Origin of the sequence: Longispora albida DSM 44784 (assembly GCF_000379825.1) — a bacterium.
Lineage (GTDB): Bacteria > Actinomycetota > Actinomycetes > Mycobacteriales > Micromonosporaceae > Longispora > Longispora albida.
On the sequence record NZ_KB903834.1, the window covers coordinates 262,227 to 279,090 of the forward strand.

Below are 16,864 nucleotides of genomic sequence, written 5' to 3' on the forward strand. Positions count from 1 at the left end.
CTCGCCTGGCCACCCGGTGTTACCGGCCAGTCACCGAGCCGCGTGAGTGAGCGGTGCTCAGCCGCCGAATCTGCGCTGACGGTCGGCATAGGACCGCAGGGCGCGCAGGAAGTCGACGTGCCGGAAGTCCGGCCAGTTCGCCTCGTGGAAGTAGAACTCGCTGTACGCGCTCTGCCAGAGCAGGAAGCCGGACAGCCGCTGCTCCCCGCTCGTCCGGATCACCAGGTCCGGATCAGGCTGGCCCTTCGTGTACATGTGCTCGGAGATGTGGTCGACGTCGAGGATGCCGGCCAGCTCCTCGATGCTGGTACCGGCCTCGGCGTGCTGCTGGAGCAGCGCACGGACCGCGTCGGCGATCTCCTGCCTGCCGCCGTACCCGACGGCCAGGTTGACCTGCGCACCCCCGGTACGGTCCGCGGTGCGCTCCTCGGCGGCCTTGAGGCGCTCCGCGAGGATCTGCGGGAGGACGTCACGGGTACCGACGACGCGCAGCCGCCACGGGTTGCCGTCGTCGGCCAGGTCGGTCGCCAGGTCACCGATGATCCGGATCAGCGGGTCGAGTTCGGCGGCCGGCCGGTTCAGGTTCTCCGTCGACAGCAGGAACAGCGTCACGACCTCGACCCCGGCGTCGTCGCACCACCGGATCAGGTTCTCGATCTTCGCGGCTCCGACCCGGTGACCGTCGTTCGGGTCGACGTAGCCCATCTCCTTGGCCCAGCGGCGGTTGCCGTCGACCATGACGCCGACATGCCGCGGCCGCGGCTTCCCGGCTAACTTGCCGGTCAGCAACTGTTCGTAGAAGGAGTAGACCAGATTCCGAAGACCCACGACCGTCACGATAAACCCGCCGGTCAGGGTCGGGCACCCCCACCCAGGAAACCTGCACAGGATCTCCGCGTCCGGGTACACCTCACTCAAGTTTTTGATCTTGATCTCACCTGAAGTGGCCTGGTGAGGGCGGGGCTGGCAAGCGTCGGGCCCGCCCGCATACCGGTGTTGTATGCGGGCGGGCCCAACGCGCAGTCCAGCGTCGTCCTCACCAGGTCCAGACGGTCAGAGGATGCCTCGGGCCTGGAAGGCGGCCTTCACCTGGGTCGCGGCGGTGCTGCCGAACATGGTCTGCGCGGTCGCCACGGTCTTGGTGGCCGCCGCGGAGAACGTGGTACCAGGGGCGAAGCCGAACTGCGCCTCCAGGATCACCTTGTTCGCGTTGGTCCGGCCGAGCGCGATGTTGATGTCCATCAGCGCACGGGACCAGATCTCGCCGTCGTCGTGCACCTCGCCGGCGATGTCACCCGGGTACACCTTGTTGCCGTCGGTGCGGCGCAGGCAGTGCGGGGTGCTGGAGGTGTAGGACACCGCGTCCCAGTCGCCGACGCACGCCCACGGGGTGACGGAGGTGTTCGGGCTGACGGCCTGGGACATCGTGTAGGCCCAGTAGTCGCCGAAGCCCTCGCCGATCGCGCCGGACTCGTTGGTCGTGCCGAAGCCGGGCACCTGGGCGTCGTGGATCGCGTGGCCGTACTCGTGCCAGATGATCTCGGCGTCCTCGGCGTCGTCCACGCCGCCGGTGCCGAAGGTGATCTGGTCACGCGCCGGGTCGTAGTAGGAGTTGTCGGCGGTCAGGCCGGTCGTCCGGTAGTCCTGCGACTCGTTGTTGACGCCGGTGAAGCCCAGGCTCTGGATGTACTCCTGGGTGGTCGTGATGTGGTAGTACCCCATGACCTGCTCGAACCCGGCCTGCGAGCGGTCGAAGGCGTAGGTGCCCGAGGTCGAGGTCACCGGCTTCTTGCTGGTGTTGTTCGCGAAGTCGCCGACCAGCTTGCTCGAAGCCGTCATCCGGTTCAGCGTCACCGTCTTGTACTGGAACGCCGACAGCGGGTCGGTGTCCTTCAGGTTCGGGTTCTGCTGGGTGACGAGCGGGCTCGGGTCGAAGACCTTACCGGTGCCGGTGGCGTGCTTGACGAGCGGCGTGCTGGACAGGACCTGCCCGGTACCGGCGTCGACGAGGGTGCTCACCGACCCGCCGGTCTCCGGCTCGGTGCTGACCTGCCAGGCCAGCTTGGCCTGCGCGCCGGGCACGACGACGAGGCGCGACTTGTAGGCCGGCCCGCCGGTACGGTGCTGGGCGGCCAGGCCGGCCTTCGACGAGCCGACAGCCGGGCTCGCCGCGAAGCCACGGGGCAGCCCGGAGACGGCGATGCGGCCATCGTCCACAGTCTCCTGGCCGGTGGCCTTGCTGACGTGCTTCGCGTAGAACCCGCCGAGCACCGGGTGCCCGGCGAACGTCTGCTCGTACCAGTAGTGCTTGGCCAGCAGCGACTCCTTGACCGCGACGAGTTCCATCCCGTCTTCGGCCTGGGCCGGGGCTCCGACGACCAGCAGGCCGCCGGCGACGGCAGCGGCCAGGGTCAGCCTCGCGAGAGATTTCATGCGCACCTCCGCCTCGCGACCCGGCGGTTGCCCCGACTACGCACACCAGGTCGAATCCAATTAGGCGGGACATTAGCTGCCTGCGGAGGCGCAGGGGAAGAGATTCTCCGGCGTAAATGCTTAAGAGCAGCAAATATTTGCCTTAAGCGCTGCTGCGGTGATCGCGCACAGTGAAGGCGGGGAGCTCCGGCCCGAGCTCCCCGCCTAGATCACTGCACCCACTGTGGAGTGATGGTTACTCCATGCCGAGGCGGGCCTTGAGGGCGTCCAGCTCGGCGCCGAGCACGCCCGGCAGCTTGTCGCCGAACTTGTCGAACCACTCCTGGATCTGCGGCACCTCGGCCTTCCACTCCTCGGCGTCGACCCTGAGCACGGCCTCGAGGTCCTCACGGGTCAGGTCGAGGCCCGACACGTCGATGCCGTCGGCGGTCGGCACGTAGCCGATCGGGGTCTCGATCGCCTCGGCCTTGCCCTCCAGCCGCTCGACGACCCACTTGAGCACCCGGCTGTTCTCGCCGAATCCGGGCCACAGGAACTGGCCCTCGTCGCCACGGCGGAACCAGTTCACGTAGAAGATCTTGGGGAGCTTGCTGGCGTCGCCGTCGACGCCCTTGCCCATCTCGATCCAGTGCCGGAAGTAGTCACCGGCGTTGTAGCCGATGAAGGGCAGCATGGCCATCGGGTCGCGCCGGACGACACCCACCGCGCCGACAGCCGCCGCCGTGGTCTCGCTCGACAGGGTCGCGCCCTGGAACACGCCGTGCACCCAGTCGCGGGACTCGCTGACCAGCGGGATCGTGGTCTTGCGGCGGCCACCGAACAGGATGGCGTCGATCGGCACGCCGTTCGGGTTGTCGTAGTCCGGCGACAGGATCGGGCACTGCTCGATCGGGGTGCAGAACCGGGAGTTCGGGTGGCTGGAGACGCCCTCGGAGTCCGGGGTCCAGTCCTTGCCGTGCCAGTCGATCAGGTGCGCGGGCGGCTCGCCCATGCCCTCCCACCAGATGTCGCCCTCGTCGGTGAGCGCGACGTTGGTGAACAGCGAGTTGCCCTTCGCGATGGTGCGCATCGCGTTCGGGTTGGTGGTGTGGTCGGTGCCCGGCGCGACACCGAACAGGCCGAACTCCGGGTTGACGGCGTACAGGCGGCCGTCCTCACCGAAGCGCATCCACGCGATGTCGTCGCCGAGGGTCTCGACCTTCCAGCCCGGGATGGTCGGCTCCAGCATGGCGAGGTTGGTCTTGCCGCAGGCGCTCGGGAAGGCACCGGTCACGTGGTAGACCTTGCCCTCCGGCGAGGTCAGCTTGAGGATCAGCATGTGCTCGGCCAGCCAGCCCTCGTCGCGGCCCATGACGCTGGCGATCCGCAGCGAGTAGCACTTCTTGCCGAGCAGGGAGTTGCCGCCGTAGCCGGAGCCGAAGCTCCAGATCGTCCGCTCCTCCGGGAAGTGGGTGATGTACTTGGTCTCGCTGCACGGCCACGCCACGTCGGCCTGGCCGGGCTTGAGCGGCGCGCCGACCGAGTGCAGGGCCGGGACGTAGTCCGCGTCGGTACCCATCGCCTCGAGGACGTGCGAGCCCATCCGGGTCATGATCCGCATCGAGCAGACCACGTACGCGGAGTCGGTGATCTCGACACCGAACATCGGGGACTCGGCGGTCAGCGGGCCCATGCAGAACGGGATGACGTACATCGTCCGGCCGGTCATGCAGCCCTTGTACAGGCCCGTCATGAGCTGCTTCATCTCGGACGGGGCCATCCAGTTGTTCGTGGGGCCGGCGTCGGCGGGGTCCACGGAACAGATGTAGGTGCGCTCCTCGACCCGGGCGACGTCGGTCGGGTCGGTCCGTGTCCAGAATGAGTTGGGCTTGATCTCCTCGTTCAGCCGGACCATCGTGCCGGCCTCGACCAGCTCGTCGGTGAGGCGCTTCCACTCGTCGTCCGAGCCGTCGACCCACACCACCCGGTCGGGGGTGGTGAGCTCAGCGACCTCGCGTACCCATGCGAGCAGCCGCGGGTGCTGGGTCGGAGCGGCTTCGAGGCCCGGGATCGTGGCCGGAGCTGTCATGGGGAAATCTCCTCGTAGACGACAAAGCAGGCGCAAGCCCACCTGGTGGATGCAGCCTAAACCGGCAGCTCACACGGGGCATCTCAAGCTCTTGTGAACAACTGCACAAGGTGATGCTGCCTGCGCGGTCCCTGCAGTTTCATGCGTCTTCATGTCTGATTCGCGCCAAGTTTGCGCATGGGCTGAAAGTTCGGCGGAAAAAATTCAGCACGACCGAGCATTTTTTCTTACGGGTTGAACCGTTGTAATCTGGTGGCGTGCGGCAGACCGACTATTCGAGGCTGGCCTGGCTCGGCGGCCCCCTGGCTCTCGACCTGGCCAACACACTGCCACTGGCCCGGCCGGACACCCCACTCGACCTGATCTCCACCGAGGAGCAGCTGAGCGCGTGGCTCCACCGCCAGGCGTACCGGCTGCCCGTCCCGCCGCCCGGCCTGGCCAGATTCCACGGCTTCCGGCGGCTGCGCGACGCGCTGTTCCGGGCCTTCGCCGCCGTCACGTCCGGCGAGCAGCTGCCGAGGGAGATCGTCGGCGCGCTGAACTCGGTGAGCAACCGGACCCCGGCCCAGCCCCGGCTGCTCGTCCTGCCGGACGGCCTCCAGGTGGAGTACCGGGGGGCGAATCCTGTCGACATCGCGCTCGCACTGGTCGCGGCGTCCGGGGTGCGGCTGCTCGGGTCGGGGCTCAACGACCTGCGGCGCTGCCCGGCTCCGGGGTGCGGGCTGTTCTTCCTGGGTACGCCGAGGCGGCGCTGGTGCTCCGACGCGTGCGGGGCGCGCGCCCGGTCGGCCCGGCACTACGCCCGCGTGGCCGGCGGCGGCCCGGAACACTAGTTGGCACGAAATGGGGATCTGGGGGTAAGCACCGTGCCTTGCGTGCACACCGAAGCGGTGTAACGCTGTAATCATGTCTGGATACGCCTACGCCCGCGCTGAGGTACCCCCCGCCGACGACGCGATCGGCTGGATCTCCGGCCGCCTGCCCGACGACTGGTTCACCGGCGTGGAGATCACCATTGACCGGGACGAGATCCTGATCGTCGGCCAGCTCGCCGAGCCGCAGCTCCCCGCCGACGCCACCGAGATCGACAAGGCAGCCGCCGAGGCCGGCCGGATCGAGCGGTTCCGTGAGCCGACCCGGGAGCGCCGGATCTCCCTCGCCCAGCAGATCGAGTACCGCTACCGGCGCAAGTGCAGCTGGGGCGCGAAGTGCGGGGACAGCCGCGAGCTGTTCACCACCCTGTCGGCCCCGGTGATGAGCCGGCTCAAGCAGAAGGACCGGCTGGTCCTCGACACCCTGGTCAGCGCCGGTGTGGCCAGGTCGCGGTCCGAGGCGCTGGCCTGGTGCGTCCGGCTGGTCGGCGAGCACGCCGAGTCGTGGCTGACCGACCTGCGCGGGGCGATGGAGTCGGTCGACGAGCTGCGCCGGAAGGGCCCGGAGATCAGCTAGCTGTTTGATTGAACCCTTCTGGCTATTACCGCCAGGTAGATACCAGAATGTCGTACCTTGGCGATATGCGGGTGACGGGGCGCCAGGGGCGGTGGGCCACGAGCTGGCTGGCGGCGGTGCTGCTGGCCAGCGGGTGCGCCGGGCCGACCGGTACGACGGCTGGCCCGGACGCGCCGGCGCGGTGGGTCGCCCCGGCCAGCCCGACGCCGACGGCCGCGCCGCCGAGTACCGAGCCGCCGCCGTCGCTGGTGCGCTCCCCGGCGAACGGGGCCACGAACGTGCCGGTCACCGCGGAGATCGAAGTGACCGGCCGTGGCCAGGTGACGCTGACCGACCCGGCCGGGAACCAGATCCCCGGCGAGTTCCGGGCCGACGGGTCGGCGTGGGTGCCGGGCAGGCCGCTGGCCTACAGCACCGGGTACACAGTGAAAAGCGGGAACCAGACCTCGGCCTTCACCACCATGCCCTCGCCGGGCAACCGGCAGTCGAGCGGGTTGTACCTCTTCGACGGGCAGGTCTACGGCACGGCGATGCCGATCGTCGTCGAGTTCCCGATCAAGGAGGGCGGCGGCATCCCGGCGGCCCAGCGGGCCACTGTGGAGCGCCGCCTCTTCGTGAAGTCCGATCCGCCGCAGGTCGGAGCCTGGCACTGGGACAGTGACCAGGCGGTCGAGTACCGGCCCAAGGAGCAGTGGAAGCCGGGCACGAAGCTGTCCGTGCGTGTTGGTTTCGAAGGCCTGCCGCTCGGCGACGGGCGATACGGGGACGTGGACCGCACCGCCAGCGCGACGATCGGCGACCGCTCGATGGTGTTCACCGCAGACAACGCGACCAAGACCCTGACCGTCACCCGGGACGGGACTGTCGTGCAGACCTACCCGATCAGCCTCGGGAAACCGAGCACCCCGTCGTCCTACGGCAACCTCGTCATCATGAGCCGCGAGCGCACCAGCCACTTCGTGTCGACCACACCCGGCGACTCCTACGACCAGGTCGTCGACTACGGCGAGCGGCTCACGTGGGGCGGTCAGTACATCCATGCCGCACCGTGGTCAGTGGATGACCAGGGCGTCCGGAACGTCTCCCACGGCTGCGTGAACCTCTCCACAGAGAACGCCGGCTGGGTGTTCGAGAACTCGCTGATCGGCGACATGGTGGTCGTGAAGGGCACGGAAGCCCCGCTGACCCAGGGCGACGGCTGGACGGTGTGGGACCTGACCTGGGAACAGGTCCAGGCCGGCTCCGCTGTGCGCTAGGGGTTGGGCAGGCTGGCCGCTTCAGCAGGTTCCCTTCGCGCTCCGGCCCCAGGGGGCCTCCGCACGAAGCGAACCGCGGCCAGCCTGCCCAACCCGTGCCCGGGCGCCGTTACCGTTGCTACGTCTGCCGGCGCTTCACGGTTACACCGGCTGTGGTCAAGCTGAGAGAACCCGCGTGGTCACGGGCCGGTGGCGCACTTTCCCTGTTAGTACTCACCGCTAGTGCTCACCGCCTTGAGGCTGCTGGTACGCCTCGGCGAGTCTTGTCCTTCTTGGTGGGGCGGGGTGCTGTTACCGGCTGGGTGAGGATCGCGATGGGGGTCTGCTCGCGGCTGGAGCCGAGCGGGTCGTCGGCGAGGGCCGCGTGCGGGAAGGTACCGGGGCCAGCGAAGCCGAGCACCTCGGCACCGGACACGATCGCGATGCCGCCGAAGGTGGCGTACACGTCGGCCGGCAGCCCGGTGCGCAGCGCGTTCAGCATCGCCGCCGCGAGCTCGTCCGGCTGGCCGGGTGGCGGGATGACGGCGACGTCGGCCGGGTACACGGCGTCCTCGCGGGGGATGGTGACGGCGCGGAGGGCCGGGCCGCCGACCTTGTAGGCCAGGGAACGCAGGCCCATCACGCGCAGCCCGCCCGCGCACACGACCCGGCCGAGGCCGGAGGCTTCGATCGCGAGCTGGGTACGCCACGGTCCGCGCCGGACCCCGTCACCACGGGCGGTGAGGACGCGGGCCGGGAGGCCGGGCATGATCTCCCACAGGTACCTGGCACGGCCCTGGGCCACCGAGACCGGCTTGGCCGCGACGACCGCGAACCACTGCTGGCCGAGGACCTTCCGGTAGAACTTGTCGGCGGTGAGCTGCTGGGTGAACTCGGTGACGTACCAGCGCACCTTCTCGACGATCCGCTCGCCGTCACCGATCACAGCGGTCCGGACGGGGAAGCGCAGCCAGCCGTCCTGTTCGAGCAGGTGGCCACGGTTGGGTTCGAACGCGGCGCGCGGGGTCGCCGAGGCCGGGGGCTCGTCGAGGGTACGGATCCAGCGTTCGACCAGGTAGAGCCGCCAGAAGTACTCGGCGTCGGCACGACGGCCGCGCACCAGTCCCTGGAATCCGGCCAGGACGGTGCGCTGGTCAGCCCAGGGCCTGGCAGCGAAGCGCTCGGCGAGCAGGGCGGCGTAGATCCTGCCGCGCAGCGCGAGGAGGAGTTCGCGGGTGGGTGCCGGGTGGCGGAGCTGGTCGGCTCCGGCGAGTTCGCCCTGGCGGGCCAGGCCGGCGAGTTCCTTGCGGAGGGTGTCGCCCGAGCCGATCGCCTCGGCGTACGGCGCGCGGATCGCCACGCCGAACCGGGTCGCGCACCGGTCTGCGACGCGCGACAGGTACGCGGTGGCGGCGGTGCGCTGCGCGTTGGCCGGCATGCGTTCCCCTGCGGTGAGCAGCAGGTTCGCCCCGGCCGGGTCGATCAGCGCGTCGACCTCACCTGCGGCGGCGCGCGCGGTCGCCCAGATCAGGTACCCGGTGAGGTCGGGAACGGGTTCGCCGAGGTCGGCGAGGAACGCGTCGAGGTCGTGCTCGATCTGGTCGGGGCCTGCCGGTACGGAAGAGTGCTGCTGGCGGTCGATCAGCTTGGCCGCGTAGGCCTCCTCGCCGGTTTCGAGGGGGGCGAAGCTGGCGGAGTACACAAAATTGGTGTTGCTGGTGGCGAGGGCCGCAGCGCCAGCGACTCCCTCCGCGAGCCGGACGCCCACGTTGCCTGTGGCGGCGGCGGTGCGCAGCAGCGCGGTGGCCGGGGCGACGGCGCGCATCGGCGACGGCCGGACCATCAGCGGCTCGATGCCGTCCTTGGCGACCGCGATCACCTGCCCGGGCAGGACCCGCCGGACTCCCGAGTAGAACGTCGCTTCCTGGTCGTCGCAGGCGCCGGTGCCGAGGAAACGTTCGATGACCGCCGGGTCGGGCGTCGCCTGCACACCGGCCGCGAACAGGGCGGACGGTTCGGAGGCGACGAGGACCGTGTCGTGGTGGACGGCGTAGTAGAGCGGCGGGCCGTCGCCGTTGCGGGCCAGGACCAGCAGGCCACGGTCGGGGTCGGCGAGGGCCATCGCGTAGGGGTCCGTGCCGGTGAGCAGGGCGCGCGGCCCGTGTTCCGCGTACTTCCCGAGCAGTGTGGTCGCCTCGGCGATGCCGTCGATGACGATGGCCGTGCCCGCCCGGGTCTTGATCTCGGGCACGGCGGCGCGCAGGCCCAGGCCCAGCGCCGCCTTGGCCGGGCGGAGCTTGTTGCGGTCATCGGTGTGCCAGGTCCCAGGGTCGCCGCCGCGCGGTGCCAGGGCAGCGGTCAGCGTGTCGAGGACAGCAGGCACTGCCCCAAAATATCCAGCAATTCCGGCCATATTGGTCATCTCCTGCGGGCGGGATGACCGATCCTAGCCCTTTGCCCCATTTGCCGAAAATCTGGGTCAGGCCCTGCCGAAGATCTGGGTCAGGCTCGCAGCGTCGGTCACCGGCCGCTCACACACGAAACCCTTGCAGGTGTACGCGGCTGCCGCACCGTCCACCAGCGGCCGGTCAGCGAGCAGCGGCACCCCTTCGGCATCCGGCGCGCCCGAGACGACCACGGAGCCCCCCGGTGCCGTACGCCAGGCGGCCAGCTCCAACGGCCCTCCCCCGGCCACCGCGACCTCCCACGGCCCGGTGAGCTGGGCTTCCGCCACGGCTGCCGCCCAGCCGCCGAATCGCGGATGGTTCCCGATCAGCAGGGCTGTGGTGGCGAGGGCCTTCTCGGCGGCTTCGCGGTACGCGGTCTCGCCGGACAGTGCCGTGTACGTGGTCAGGGCACCCGCGAGGGCCGTCACCCCGGCCGGGCTGGCGTTGTCCGCCGGGTCACGCGGCCGGACGACCAGGGCGTCACCGTCGGCGGCCGTGTCGAAGTACCCGCCATCGCCGTCGCCGAACTGCGCCAGCGCGGTGTCCAGCAGGGACCTGGCAGCCGTGAGCCACCGGCCGCCGGCCGTCACCTGGTGCAACGCGCAGAACGCCTCCGCCAGGCAGCCGTAGTCCTCCAGGACACCCTTCGGCGTACCGGCGACGCCGTCCCGCGACACGCGCAGCACCCGGCCGTCCTCTGTCATGTGCAGCCGGGCGAGCAGGTCTCCGGCCCGGGTGGCGGCAGCCAGGGCCGCCTCGTCCCCGAAGATCGCGCCGAACTCACAGAGCGCGGTGATCGCCAGGCCGTTCCACGCGGCGACGAGCTTGTCGTCCCGCCCGGGCTGCGGGCGCTCGTCACGTGCGGCGAGCAGCCGGGCCTTGATGCCGGCCAGCCTCGGGCTCGGGGAGTCGTCCACGTCCCGGCTCAGCTGGAGCACGCTCGTACCGTGCTCGAAGGTCCCAGCCGCCGTGACCCGGAACAGGTCTGCCGCCCAGGCACCGTCCTCCTCGCCGAGGACATCGGTGAGCTGCTGCGGCGTCCACGCGTACGTCAGCCCCTCGACCCCGTCGGTGTCCGCGTCGAACGCCGCCGCGAAGCCACCCTCCGGCGTCACGAAATCGCGCACCATGAAGGCAGCCGTCTCGCGGGCCACCCTGGCCGCCAGCGGATCCCCGGTGATCTTCCAGAGCTGCGTGTACGCGCGGAGCAGCAGCGCGTTGTCGTACAGCATCTTCTCGAAGTGGGGCACCGTCCACTGTGCGTCGACGGAGTAGCGGGCGAAGCCGCCGGCGAGCTGGTCGTACATGCCGCCCCGGGCCATCTGCTCACACGTGTGGCGCGCCATCTCCAGCGCCTCGATCGACCCGGTCCGCTCGTGGTGCCGGAGCAGGAACAGCAGCACCATGCTCGGCGGGAACTTCGGCGCGGTGCCGAACCCGCCGTTCACGTCGTCGTACCCGGCCCGCAGCTTGCTGACCCCGGCCCCCAGCAGGCCAGCGCTCACGTCACCGCTCGCCGACGTACCCGGCCTGACCGCCTCGACGATCGCCCGGCCCTGCGCGAGAACCTCCTCCCGCTGCCCGGCCCACGCCTTGCCGACCGCCTCCACCAGCTGCACGAAGTCACCCTTGCGGAAGTACGTACCGCAGTAGAACGGCTCGCCGTCCGGAGTCGCGAACACCGTCATCGGCCAGCCACCCTGACCAGTCGTCGCCTGCGTCGCCGCCATGTACACGGCGTCGACGTCCGGGCGCTCCTCCCGGTCCACCTTCACCGGCACAGTCAGCCTGTTCACGACCTCGGCGATCGCCGGATCCTCGAACGACTCGTGCGCCATGACATGACACCAGTGACACGCCGAGTACCCGACGGAGATCAGCAGCGGAACGTCACGCCGCTTCGCCTCGGCGAAAGCCTCTGGGCCCCACTCCCACCAGTCGACGGGGTTGTCGGCATGCTGCTGGAGATACGGCGACGTGGCGCTGGCGAGCCGGTTCATGCCGTCCAGGCTCCCATACCCCTGAGCCTTCACCCGGCCGGCGTTCCCGGCGACACCTTGACGCAATGATTGCGTCAATCCATCATGGGCGCATGCTCTATCCGACGCCGAAGCTTGACGCCGACGACCAGCGCGTCCTCGGCGAGATCGACAACGCCCGTTCGAAGCTGAAGCACCAGGTGAACTCCTCGCCCTCCAAACGGAACGCCGGCCTGAGGAAGTTCCTGACAGCCGACGCCGTGGCCGCATCGAACTCCATCGAAGGGTTCAAGGTGTCGACGGTGGACGTCGAGGACCTGCTCGATGGCGAGCGTGACGTCGAGGTGTCCGATGAGAATCGTCAGGAGACGCTCGCCTACCAGCAGATGATGACGTACATCCAGACCCTGCACGACTCCGCCGACTTCAGGTACAGCAAGGGCCTCCTCAACGCCCTGCACTGGATGTTGCAGGGACACCGGCACGCCCCTCGGAAGCTGGCCGGGCAGTGGCGGCGCGGAGCTGTCTACGTCACAGACGCCCGTGATCCCAGCATTGCCACCTACACAGCCCCTGAGCCCGGGCAGGTCCCCTCTCTCATGCTGGAACTCGTCGACTGGCTGAACACCGACGACGAGGGCCACCACCCGCTGGTCCGTGCCGCGATGGCGCACCTGCACCTGGTTTCCATCCATCCCTGGGCCGACGGGAACGGGCGGATGTCGCGCTCGCTGCAAACTCTGATGATCGCGCGGGAGGGTGTGCTCGCGCCGGAGTTCTCCTCCATCGAGGCGTGGCTGGGACGGCCCGGCAACACCTGGGAGTACTACCGCGAGCTGGCTCGCCGCGGTGCGGTGTACCTGCCGGACCAGGACGTTTCCAGCTGGGTCAGATTCAACCTCACCGCATATCACCAGCAGGCCCAGACGGTGCAGGGCAGGATCGACCGTTCGGGCCGGACGTGGACCACGCTGTCCGAGTTCGCCGACAGCACTGGCCGCGACGAGCGGATCGTTTCCGCGCTGCACGATGTGGCGATGTCCGGTCGAGTTCGCCGATCGCGTTACGAGCACGCCGAGGGCTTGAGCACGCAGCAGGCTCAGCGCGATCTGCGCGATCTCGTCACCGCAGGAGTACTGGAATCCGTGGGGCGCACTCGCGCCCGCTACTACACGGCAGGCGCTCGGTTCCCGGAGCAGGCGCTCGACATCGCGCGCACCCCGATGACACTGACCGATCCGTACGCCGGGTGACCGGGCACCAGCTGGCGCCGCGCCTAACTCATGGCGCTGCCCGGCGGGCGGGCGACAAGCCTGGTGAGTTTCTGCGGGGCCAGGAGGCAGTAGCTGTCGGTGAGGAGTTCTTCGACCTCGGCCCAGTCGGTTTCGGGGGTGAGGACCAGGCCCATGACGGACGGGCCCCAGCTCATCTTGAAGAACGGGTGGCCGGTGGCGACCAGGCCGCCGATCTCCTCCAGGGGTGCGCGGAAGGTCAGGATGCAGGTTTCCTGGTCGGTCTGGAACGACTGTGCGTACGCAGCCTGGCGGGCCGGGTCGATGGTCAGCACGTGGGCGAAGGTGCGCGTGCGGATCCGCCAGCGCAGGCCGACCCACGCCGCCTCCTCGCAGGCCTCCGGCAGGCCGAGGCACACCGGCCTGAGCTGGGCGAGGTACTCGGGCGGGACGTCTCCGGGACCAGTCATGGCCGGAAGCTAGCACCGGGGTACGACACTTCGCGTTGTTACGCTCGGGCTCATGACGATCTATCGGCTCCGGGGTGGCTGGCCTGCTGCTCGCCGGGGCGCGCGGCTGGTGACCGAGGCGGGACACGAGCGGTCCGGGTGGACGGACGAGGGCGCTTTCGGCTATCCGGCGCTCGTGCCGGGTGGGACTCTGGCGGTGCCTTGTCACCGGTACACGATGAAGGTTCTGAAGCCCTGAATTCTGTTGCGGGTGTTTGACGGGCGTGCGAAGACTGGCACTGTGAAAGCGCTGGAAGTCGCCTGCGACGAAAGTGGTTACGAGGGCGAGAAGCTCACCGGGACCACGACGGACGTGTTCGCGCACGGTGCTATGTCGATGGCGCGGGAGACTGCGGCCGGATGGCTTCTTGAGCTGCGCAAACGCATCCAGTCACCCGCGACGCAATACAAGGCGAACCATCTGTTGCGGGAGAGGCACCGGCGCACACTGGAATGGGCGCTGGGACCTGCCGGGCCATTCGCCGGGGCAGGGCAGGTTTTCCTGATAGACAAGGAGTTCTATCTGGTCCAGCAGATCGCCCGGCTCACTGGTGACTGCTCCGAAGAAGAAACCGCCATTGTGTACCAGGCTGCGGCTCGCCACCCCTCCCGGCGCGCATTCCTCGTCGCGGCGAACGACGTGCTCAAAACCAAAGGGCGGCCTGACGGCGGCGACCCTGTTCCCGTGTTCACCGAGATCGCTGGGGTGCTGGCTGCCGATCTCCGGTCGCGGGCGATGGCGCGGCTCGCGGAGTCGGGTACTGCGCTCGCCGCCTTCCGGGAACGGCTGGCCGCAGATCCGGAACTGCTGCCGCCTGCCGATCCGCTGATCCCGGCCATCAGCCGTGCGGTTCAGTACTGGTCGGCTGGCGGGGGCGCGGTCACGATCGTGCACGACCGGCAGACCACGCTGTCCCGGTCGCCGGCGAAGATCGCGTACCTCCACGCCCAGTATCCCGGCCTGGCCGGCGTCGAGTACGCGAACCCGGAGGTCGACGAGCGCATCCAGGTCGTCGACATGCTGGCCGGAGTCGCGCGGAAGGTGGCGCAGGACGAGCTGCGCGGCCATTCCGATCCCGGGCTGAGCCGGCTGGTCCGGCCATATGTCGACCCGGGATCGGTGTGGGCGGACAGGGCGAGCTGGGCCCGGCTGACGGGTACCTGAGCCCCCGCCGCGACCAGGAGGCAGGACACGGCGGGGGCGGGGCGGCCTGGTGTCAGGCCCTGGCCGGGGTGCCGGCGGCCCGGGCCAGCGGGAGCAGGGCGACCAGCATCAGCAGGCCGGTGCCGATGATGAAGGTCAGGTTGACCGGCACGAGGAGCACGCCGGCCAGGATCAGTACCGGGCTCCAGGCCGGCACCCGCCGCGCCACGGCCAGGAAGGCGGCCAGCACGACGAGCCCGAGGAAGAAAAGCTGCGGGCCGACCTGGTAGAACGCCAGCTCGACACCCGGCAGGTCCATGAACTCGTGCTGCAGCCGCTTCAGGTCAGCCTGGTCCTCCGCCAGGAACGCCTGCACGATGTCCGCTCCGAACTGGACGATCGCCGCACCGAGACCGGCCAGGGTCACACCGGTCACGCACTCGCGGGCGAGGCCCGGCTTGGCCAGCCGGCGCATCAGGAGAACGACAGGCAGGAACAACACCATGCCTGCCAGGGCGAAGATGTGCGCGAGCTGCCAGTCGAAGCCTGGTCCATAGTGGCCGTCCATCTTGCCGAGACTGCGGGTGACGCCGTACGCGACGATGGCCAGCGGGGCCGCGATCAGGGCGGTGCGCGTCAGGGTGCTGCTCGGCGTCTTGCTCATCGGGGGCTGAGTCATGAAACGATCTTGCAGCGCGACACGGTGCCCGCGCCTCCGGCGGAACCCCGGGGCGAGCCCTGAGAACCACCCCATGCGAGGGCCGGAAACTGTCGTAGGGGTCGCATAGAGTCCGGCGCATGAGTACCGAAGTCGTCGTCGCCGAGGTCACTGCCGCCAACGTCCGGAAAGCATGCGACCTGCGGGTTCACCCCGAACAGGAGCCCTTTGTCGCGCCGGTCGCCGTGTCGCTGGCCGAGGCGTATGTGTATCCCTCGGCCTGGCCACGGCTGCTCATGGAAGGCGAGGAGGTCGTGGGTTTCGTGATGGCCGGCTTCAACCCGGACGACGAGGTCGAGGCCTTCCGGTGCGGGATCTGGCGGCTCAACATCTCCGCCGGCGCGCAGGGCCGTGGCCTGGGCCGGATCGCCGTCGAGGCCGTCGCCGCCGAAGCCAGGCGGCGGGGCAACACGCGGCTGACCGTGCTCTGGGAGCCGGGCGAGGCCGGCCCGGAGGCCTTCTACCTCAGGCTCGGCTTCCGGGAGACCGGGGAGATCCTGTTCGGCGAGAAGGTGGGCGTCCTGGAGCTCTGAGGAGACGCCCAGCCCAAGGACTGAATCAGTCCCAGTAGTTGAATGAACGCTCTGGTGTCGTTGGAAGCGAGCGACGGGTCGCTGTCCGCCAGCCAGAATCCCGTCGCGCCTTTGGGTAGTAGGTACATGCTGTTCGCTGTCTGGGTTCAGGGTTCTGGGTGTGGCGGCCCGGGTGGAGGAGGTGCCGGGCCGCCAGGGGGCTTTGCGCTGCAGGTACAAAGTAATGGGTTTTATGCGGTGCCTGCGGGTTCCATGCGGATGCAGCCGTCTTCGGTGAGTTCGACGCGGAGCAGGGTGCCGGGGACGATCTCGCGGAGGATGTCCGGTGGGAGGTGGACGGCACCGTCGCGGGCGACCACCGCGTAGTCCTCGCCGTGGCGGCCTTCCGCGCCGACACGGCCGTCGCGGATCGTGACGGTGCGGCCGAGGATCCGGCCCACGTCGGGGTCGTGGGTCACGGCGACCACGGTGGTGCCGGCCCGGTTCACGGCGGTGAAGGCCGCGAGGACCTCGTCGCGGGCGTCGTGGTCGAGCTGGCTGGTCGGCTCGTCGGCGAGGAGCAGGCCGGGGTTGGTGGCCATCGCGACGGCGACGGCGAGCCGCTGGCGTTCGCCTGGGGCCAGGTCGGCGGGCTTTGACCTGGAGATACGCGGATCGTCGAGGCCGACGAGGCGGAGCACGTCGACGGGGTGGAGGAGTTCCGAGCGGCGGTAGCGGGGCACGTCGCTCTGGGCGAAGGCGATGTTCCGCTCGGCCGTCAGGTATGGCAGCAGGTTGCGGGAGGCGCCCTGGAGGACCACGCCGACGTCGAGGCCGCGCATGCGCTGGAGTTCGCTCTGGCTGGCCTTGGCCACGTCGTGCTCACCGACCGTCAGCCGCCCCGCGGAGGGCTGGAGCAGCCCGGCCATGAGGGACAGCAGCGTGGACTTGCCCGAGCCGGACGGGCCGACGAGGGCGAGCGCCTCGCCCGGCTCGATGTCGAGGTCCACACCGGACAGTGCGACGACGTCGTAGCCTTCCAGCCGGTAGATGTAGACGAGGCCGCGGCACGTGACGCCGATCCCCTTGCCCTGGCTCACAAGATTCCCCTGACCTGGCTCACTGCAACCGTCCCCTG

Annotated in this window: 15 protein-coding genes; 7 read left to right on the forward strand and 8 right to left on the reverse strand. The window is 69.5% G+C overall.

All coding sequences use genetic code 11. The features are described 5' to 3' along the window. Positions 1-57: 57 nt before the first annotated feature. The 3 genes from A3G1_RS0121770 to A3G1_RS0121780 form a co-directional block, all read right to left on the reverse strand. Positions 58-828: an isoprenyl transferase gene (locus A3G1_RS0121770; RefSeq protein ID WP_026212380.1), complete on the reverse strand. Its 771-nt coding sequence runs from the start codon at positions 826-828 to the stop codon at positions 58-60. Between the two features lie 225 nt (positions 829-1,053). Continuing rightward, a complete protein-coding gene (locus A3G1_RS0121775) occupies positions 1,054-2,433 on the reverse strand; it encodes a M4 family metallopeptidase (protein ID WP_018351608.1) in 1,380 nt (459 codons plus the stop codon). A gap of 235 nt (positions 2,434-2,668) precedes the next feature. Then, positions 2,669-4,501 carry a phosphoenolpyruvate carboxykinase (GTP) gene (locus tag A3G1_RS0121780; RefSeq protein ID WP_018351609.1) on the reverse strand — a complete coding sequence of 611 codons (1,833 nt, stop codon included), beginning with the start codon at positions 4,499-4,501 and terminating at the stop codon, positions 2,669-2,671. 257 nt (positions 4,502-4,758) lie between these two features. On the opposite strand from A3G1_RS0121780, the gene A3G1_RS41850 reads away from it, so the two are divergent. From A3G1_RS41850 to A3G1_RS36090, 3 genes are all read left to right on the forward strand, one after another. Beyond that, a complete protein-coding gene (locus A3G1_RS41850; protein WP_018351610.1) occupies positions 4,759-5,334 on the forward strand; it encodes a CGNR zinc finger domain-containing protein in 576 nt (191 codons plus the stop codon). 73 nt (positions 5,335-5,407) lie between these two features. Next, entirely contained in the window at positions 5,408-5,950 is a 543-nt protein-coding gene (locus tag A3G1_RS0121790) for a hypothetical protein (RefSeq protein ID WP_018351611.1), read from the forward strand. Positions 5,951-6,015: 65 nt separating this feature from the next. Beyond that, the gene (locus A3G1_RS36090) at positions 6,016-7,206 is read left to right on the forward strand and encodes a L,D-transpeptidase (protein ID WP_018351612.1); all 1,191 of its coding nucleotides are present in this window, start codon (positions 6,016-6,018) and stop codon (positions 7,204-7,206) included. Positions 7,207-7,432: 226 nt separating this feature from the next. Here the strand turns inward: A3G1_RS36090 and A3G1_RS0121800 are convergent, their stop codons facing one another. Together A3G1_RS0121800 and A3G1_RS0121805 are read right to left on the reverse strand one after the other, a co-directional pair. Then, complete coding sequence (locus tag A3G1_RS0121800) at positions 7,433-9,568, reverse strand: asparagine synthetase B family protein (protein ID WP_018351613.1); 2,136 nt, start codon at positions 9,566-9,568, stop codon at positions 7,433-7,435. Between the two features lie 96 nt (positions 9,569-9,664). Further along, entirely contained in the window at positions 9,665-11,632 is a 1,968-nt protein-coding gene (locus A3G1_RS0121805) for a thioredoxin domain-containing protein (protein ID WP_018351614.1), read from the reverse strand. A 92-nt stretch (positions 11,633-11,724) separates the two neighbouring features. Here A3G1_RS0121805 and A3G1_RS0121810 point away from each other — a divergent pair, with 92 nt between their 5' ends. Next, entirely contained in the window at positions 11,725-12,864 is a 1,140-nt protein-coding gene (locus A3G1_RS0121810) for a Fic family protein (protein WP_018351615.1), read from the forward strand. A 23-nt stretch (positions 12,865-12,887) separates the two neighbouring features. Here A3G1_RS0121810 and A3G1_RS0121815 read toward each other — a convergent pair whose 3' ends face one another. Further along, positions 12,888-13,313 carry an MmcQ/YjbR family DNA-binding protein gene (locus A3G1_RS0121815; protein WP_018351616.1) on the reverse strand — a complete coding sequence of 142 codons (426 nt, stop codon included), beginning with the start codon at positions 13,311-13,313 and terminating at the stop codon, positions 12,888-12,890. Positions 13,314-13,365: 52 nt separating this feature from the next. Here A3G1_RS0121815 and A3G1_RS40695 point away from each other — a divergent pair, with 52 nt between their 5' ends. Together A3G1_RS40695 and A3G1_RS0121820 are read left to right on the forward strand one after the other, a co-directional pair. Continuing rightward, the gene (locus A3G1_RS40695; protein WP_157641271.1) at positions 13,366-13,551 is read left to right on the forward strand and encodes a hypothetical protein; all 186 of its coding nucleotides are present in this window, start codon (positions 13,366-13,368) and stop codon (positions 13,549-13,551) included. 42 nt (positions 13,552-13,593) lie between these two features. Then, entirely contained in the window at positions 13,594-14,517 is a 924-nt protein-coding gene (locus A3G1_RS0121820; protein WP_026212381.1) for a hypothetical protein, read from the forward strand. 52 nt (positions 14,518-14,569) lie between these two features. Here A3G1_RS0121820 and A3G1_RS0121825 read toward each other — a convergent pair whose 3' ends face one another. Beyond that, positions 14,570-15,175, reverse strand: a complete 606-nt coding sequence (locus tag A3G1_RS0121825; protein ID WP_157641272.1) for a hypothetical protein — start codon at positions 15,173-15,175, stop codon at positions 14,570-14,572. A gap of 119 nt (positions 15,176-15,294) precedes the next feature. Here A3G1_RS0121825 and A3G1_RS0121830 point away from each other — a divergent pair, with 119 nt between their 5' ends. Then, on the forward strand, positions 15,295-15,747 hold the full coding sequence (locus tag A3G1_RS0121830; protein WP_018351619.1) for a GNAT family N-acetyltransferase: 453 nt from the start codon (positions 15,295-15,297) through the stop codon (positions 15,745-15,747). A gap of 230 nt (positions 15,748-15,977) precedes the next feature. Here the strand turns inward: A3G1_RS0121830 and A3G1_RS0121835 are convergent, their stop codons facing one another. After that, the gene (locus tag A3G1_RS0121835) at positions 15,978-16,826 is read right to left on the reverse strand and encodes an ABC transporter ATP-binding protein (protein ID WP_018351620.1); all 849 of its coding nucleotides are present in this window, start codon (positions 16,824-16,826) and stop codon (positions 15,978-15,980) included. Positions 16,827-16,864 lie beyond the last annotated feature (38 nt).

Bases quoted from the DNA above. Each gene is read 5' to 3' on its own strand.
- A3G1_RS0121775 (WP_018351608.1), bottom strand. From the start codon at position 2,433: ATGAAATCTCTCGCGAGGCTGACCCTGGCCGCTGCCGTCGCCGGCGGC.
- A3G1_RS0121780 (WP_018351609.1), bottom strand. From the start codon at position 4,501: ATGACAGCTCCGGCCACGATCCCGGGCCTCGAAGCCGCTCCGACCCAG.
- A3G1_RS0121790 (WP_018351611.1), top strand. From the start codon at position 5,408: ATGTCTGGATACGCCTACGCCCGCGCTGAGGTACCCCCCGCCGACGAC.
- A3G1_RS36090 (WP_018351612.1), top strand. From the start codon at position 6,016: ATGCGGGTGACGGGGCGCCAGGGGCGGTGGGCCACGAGCTGGCTGGCG.
- A3G1_RS0121805 (WP_018351614.1), bottom strand. From the start codon at position 11,632: ATGAACCGGCTCGCCAGCGCCACGTCGCCGTATCTCCAGCAGCATGCC.
- A3G1_RS0121810 (WP_018351615.1), top strand. From the start codon at position 11,725: ATGCTCTATCCGACGCCGAAGCTTGACGCCGACGACCAGCGCGTCCTC.
- A3G1_RS0121815 (WP_018351616.1), bottom strand. From the start codon at position 13,313: ATGACTGGTCCCGGAGACGTCCCGCCCGAGTACCTCGCCCAGCTCAGG.
- A3G1_RS40695 (WP_157641271.1), top strand. From the start codon at position 13,366: ATGACGATCTATCGGCTCCGGGGTGGCTGGCCTGCTGCTCGCCGGGGC.
- A3G1_RS0121825 (WP_157641272.1), bottom strand. From the start codon at position 15,175: ATGACTCAGCCCCCGATGAGCAAGACGCCGAGCAGCACCCTGACGCGC.
- A3G1_RS0121830 (WP_018351619.1), top strand. From the start codon at position 15,295: ATGAGTACCGAAGTCGTCGTCGCCGAGGTCACTGCCGCCAACGTCCGG.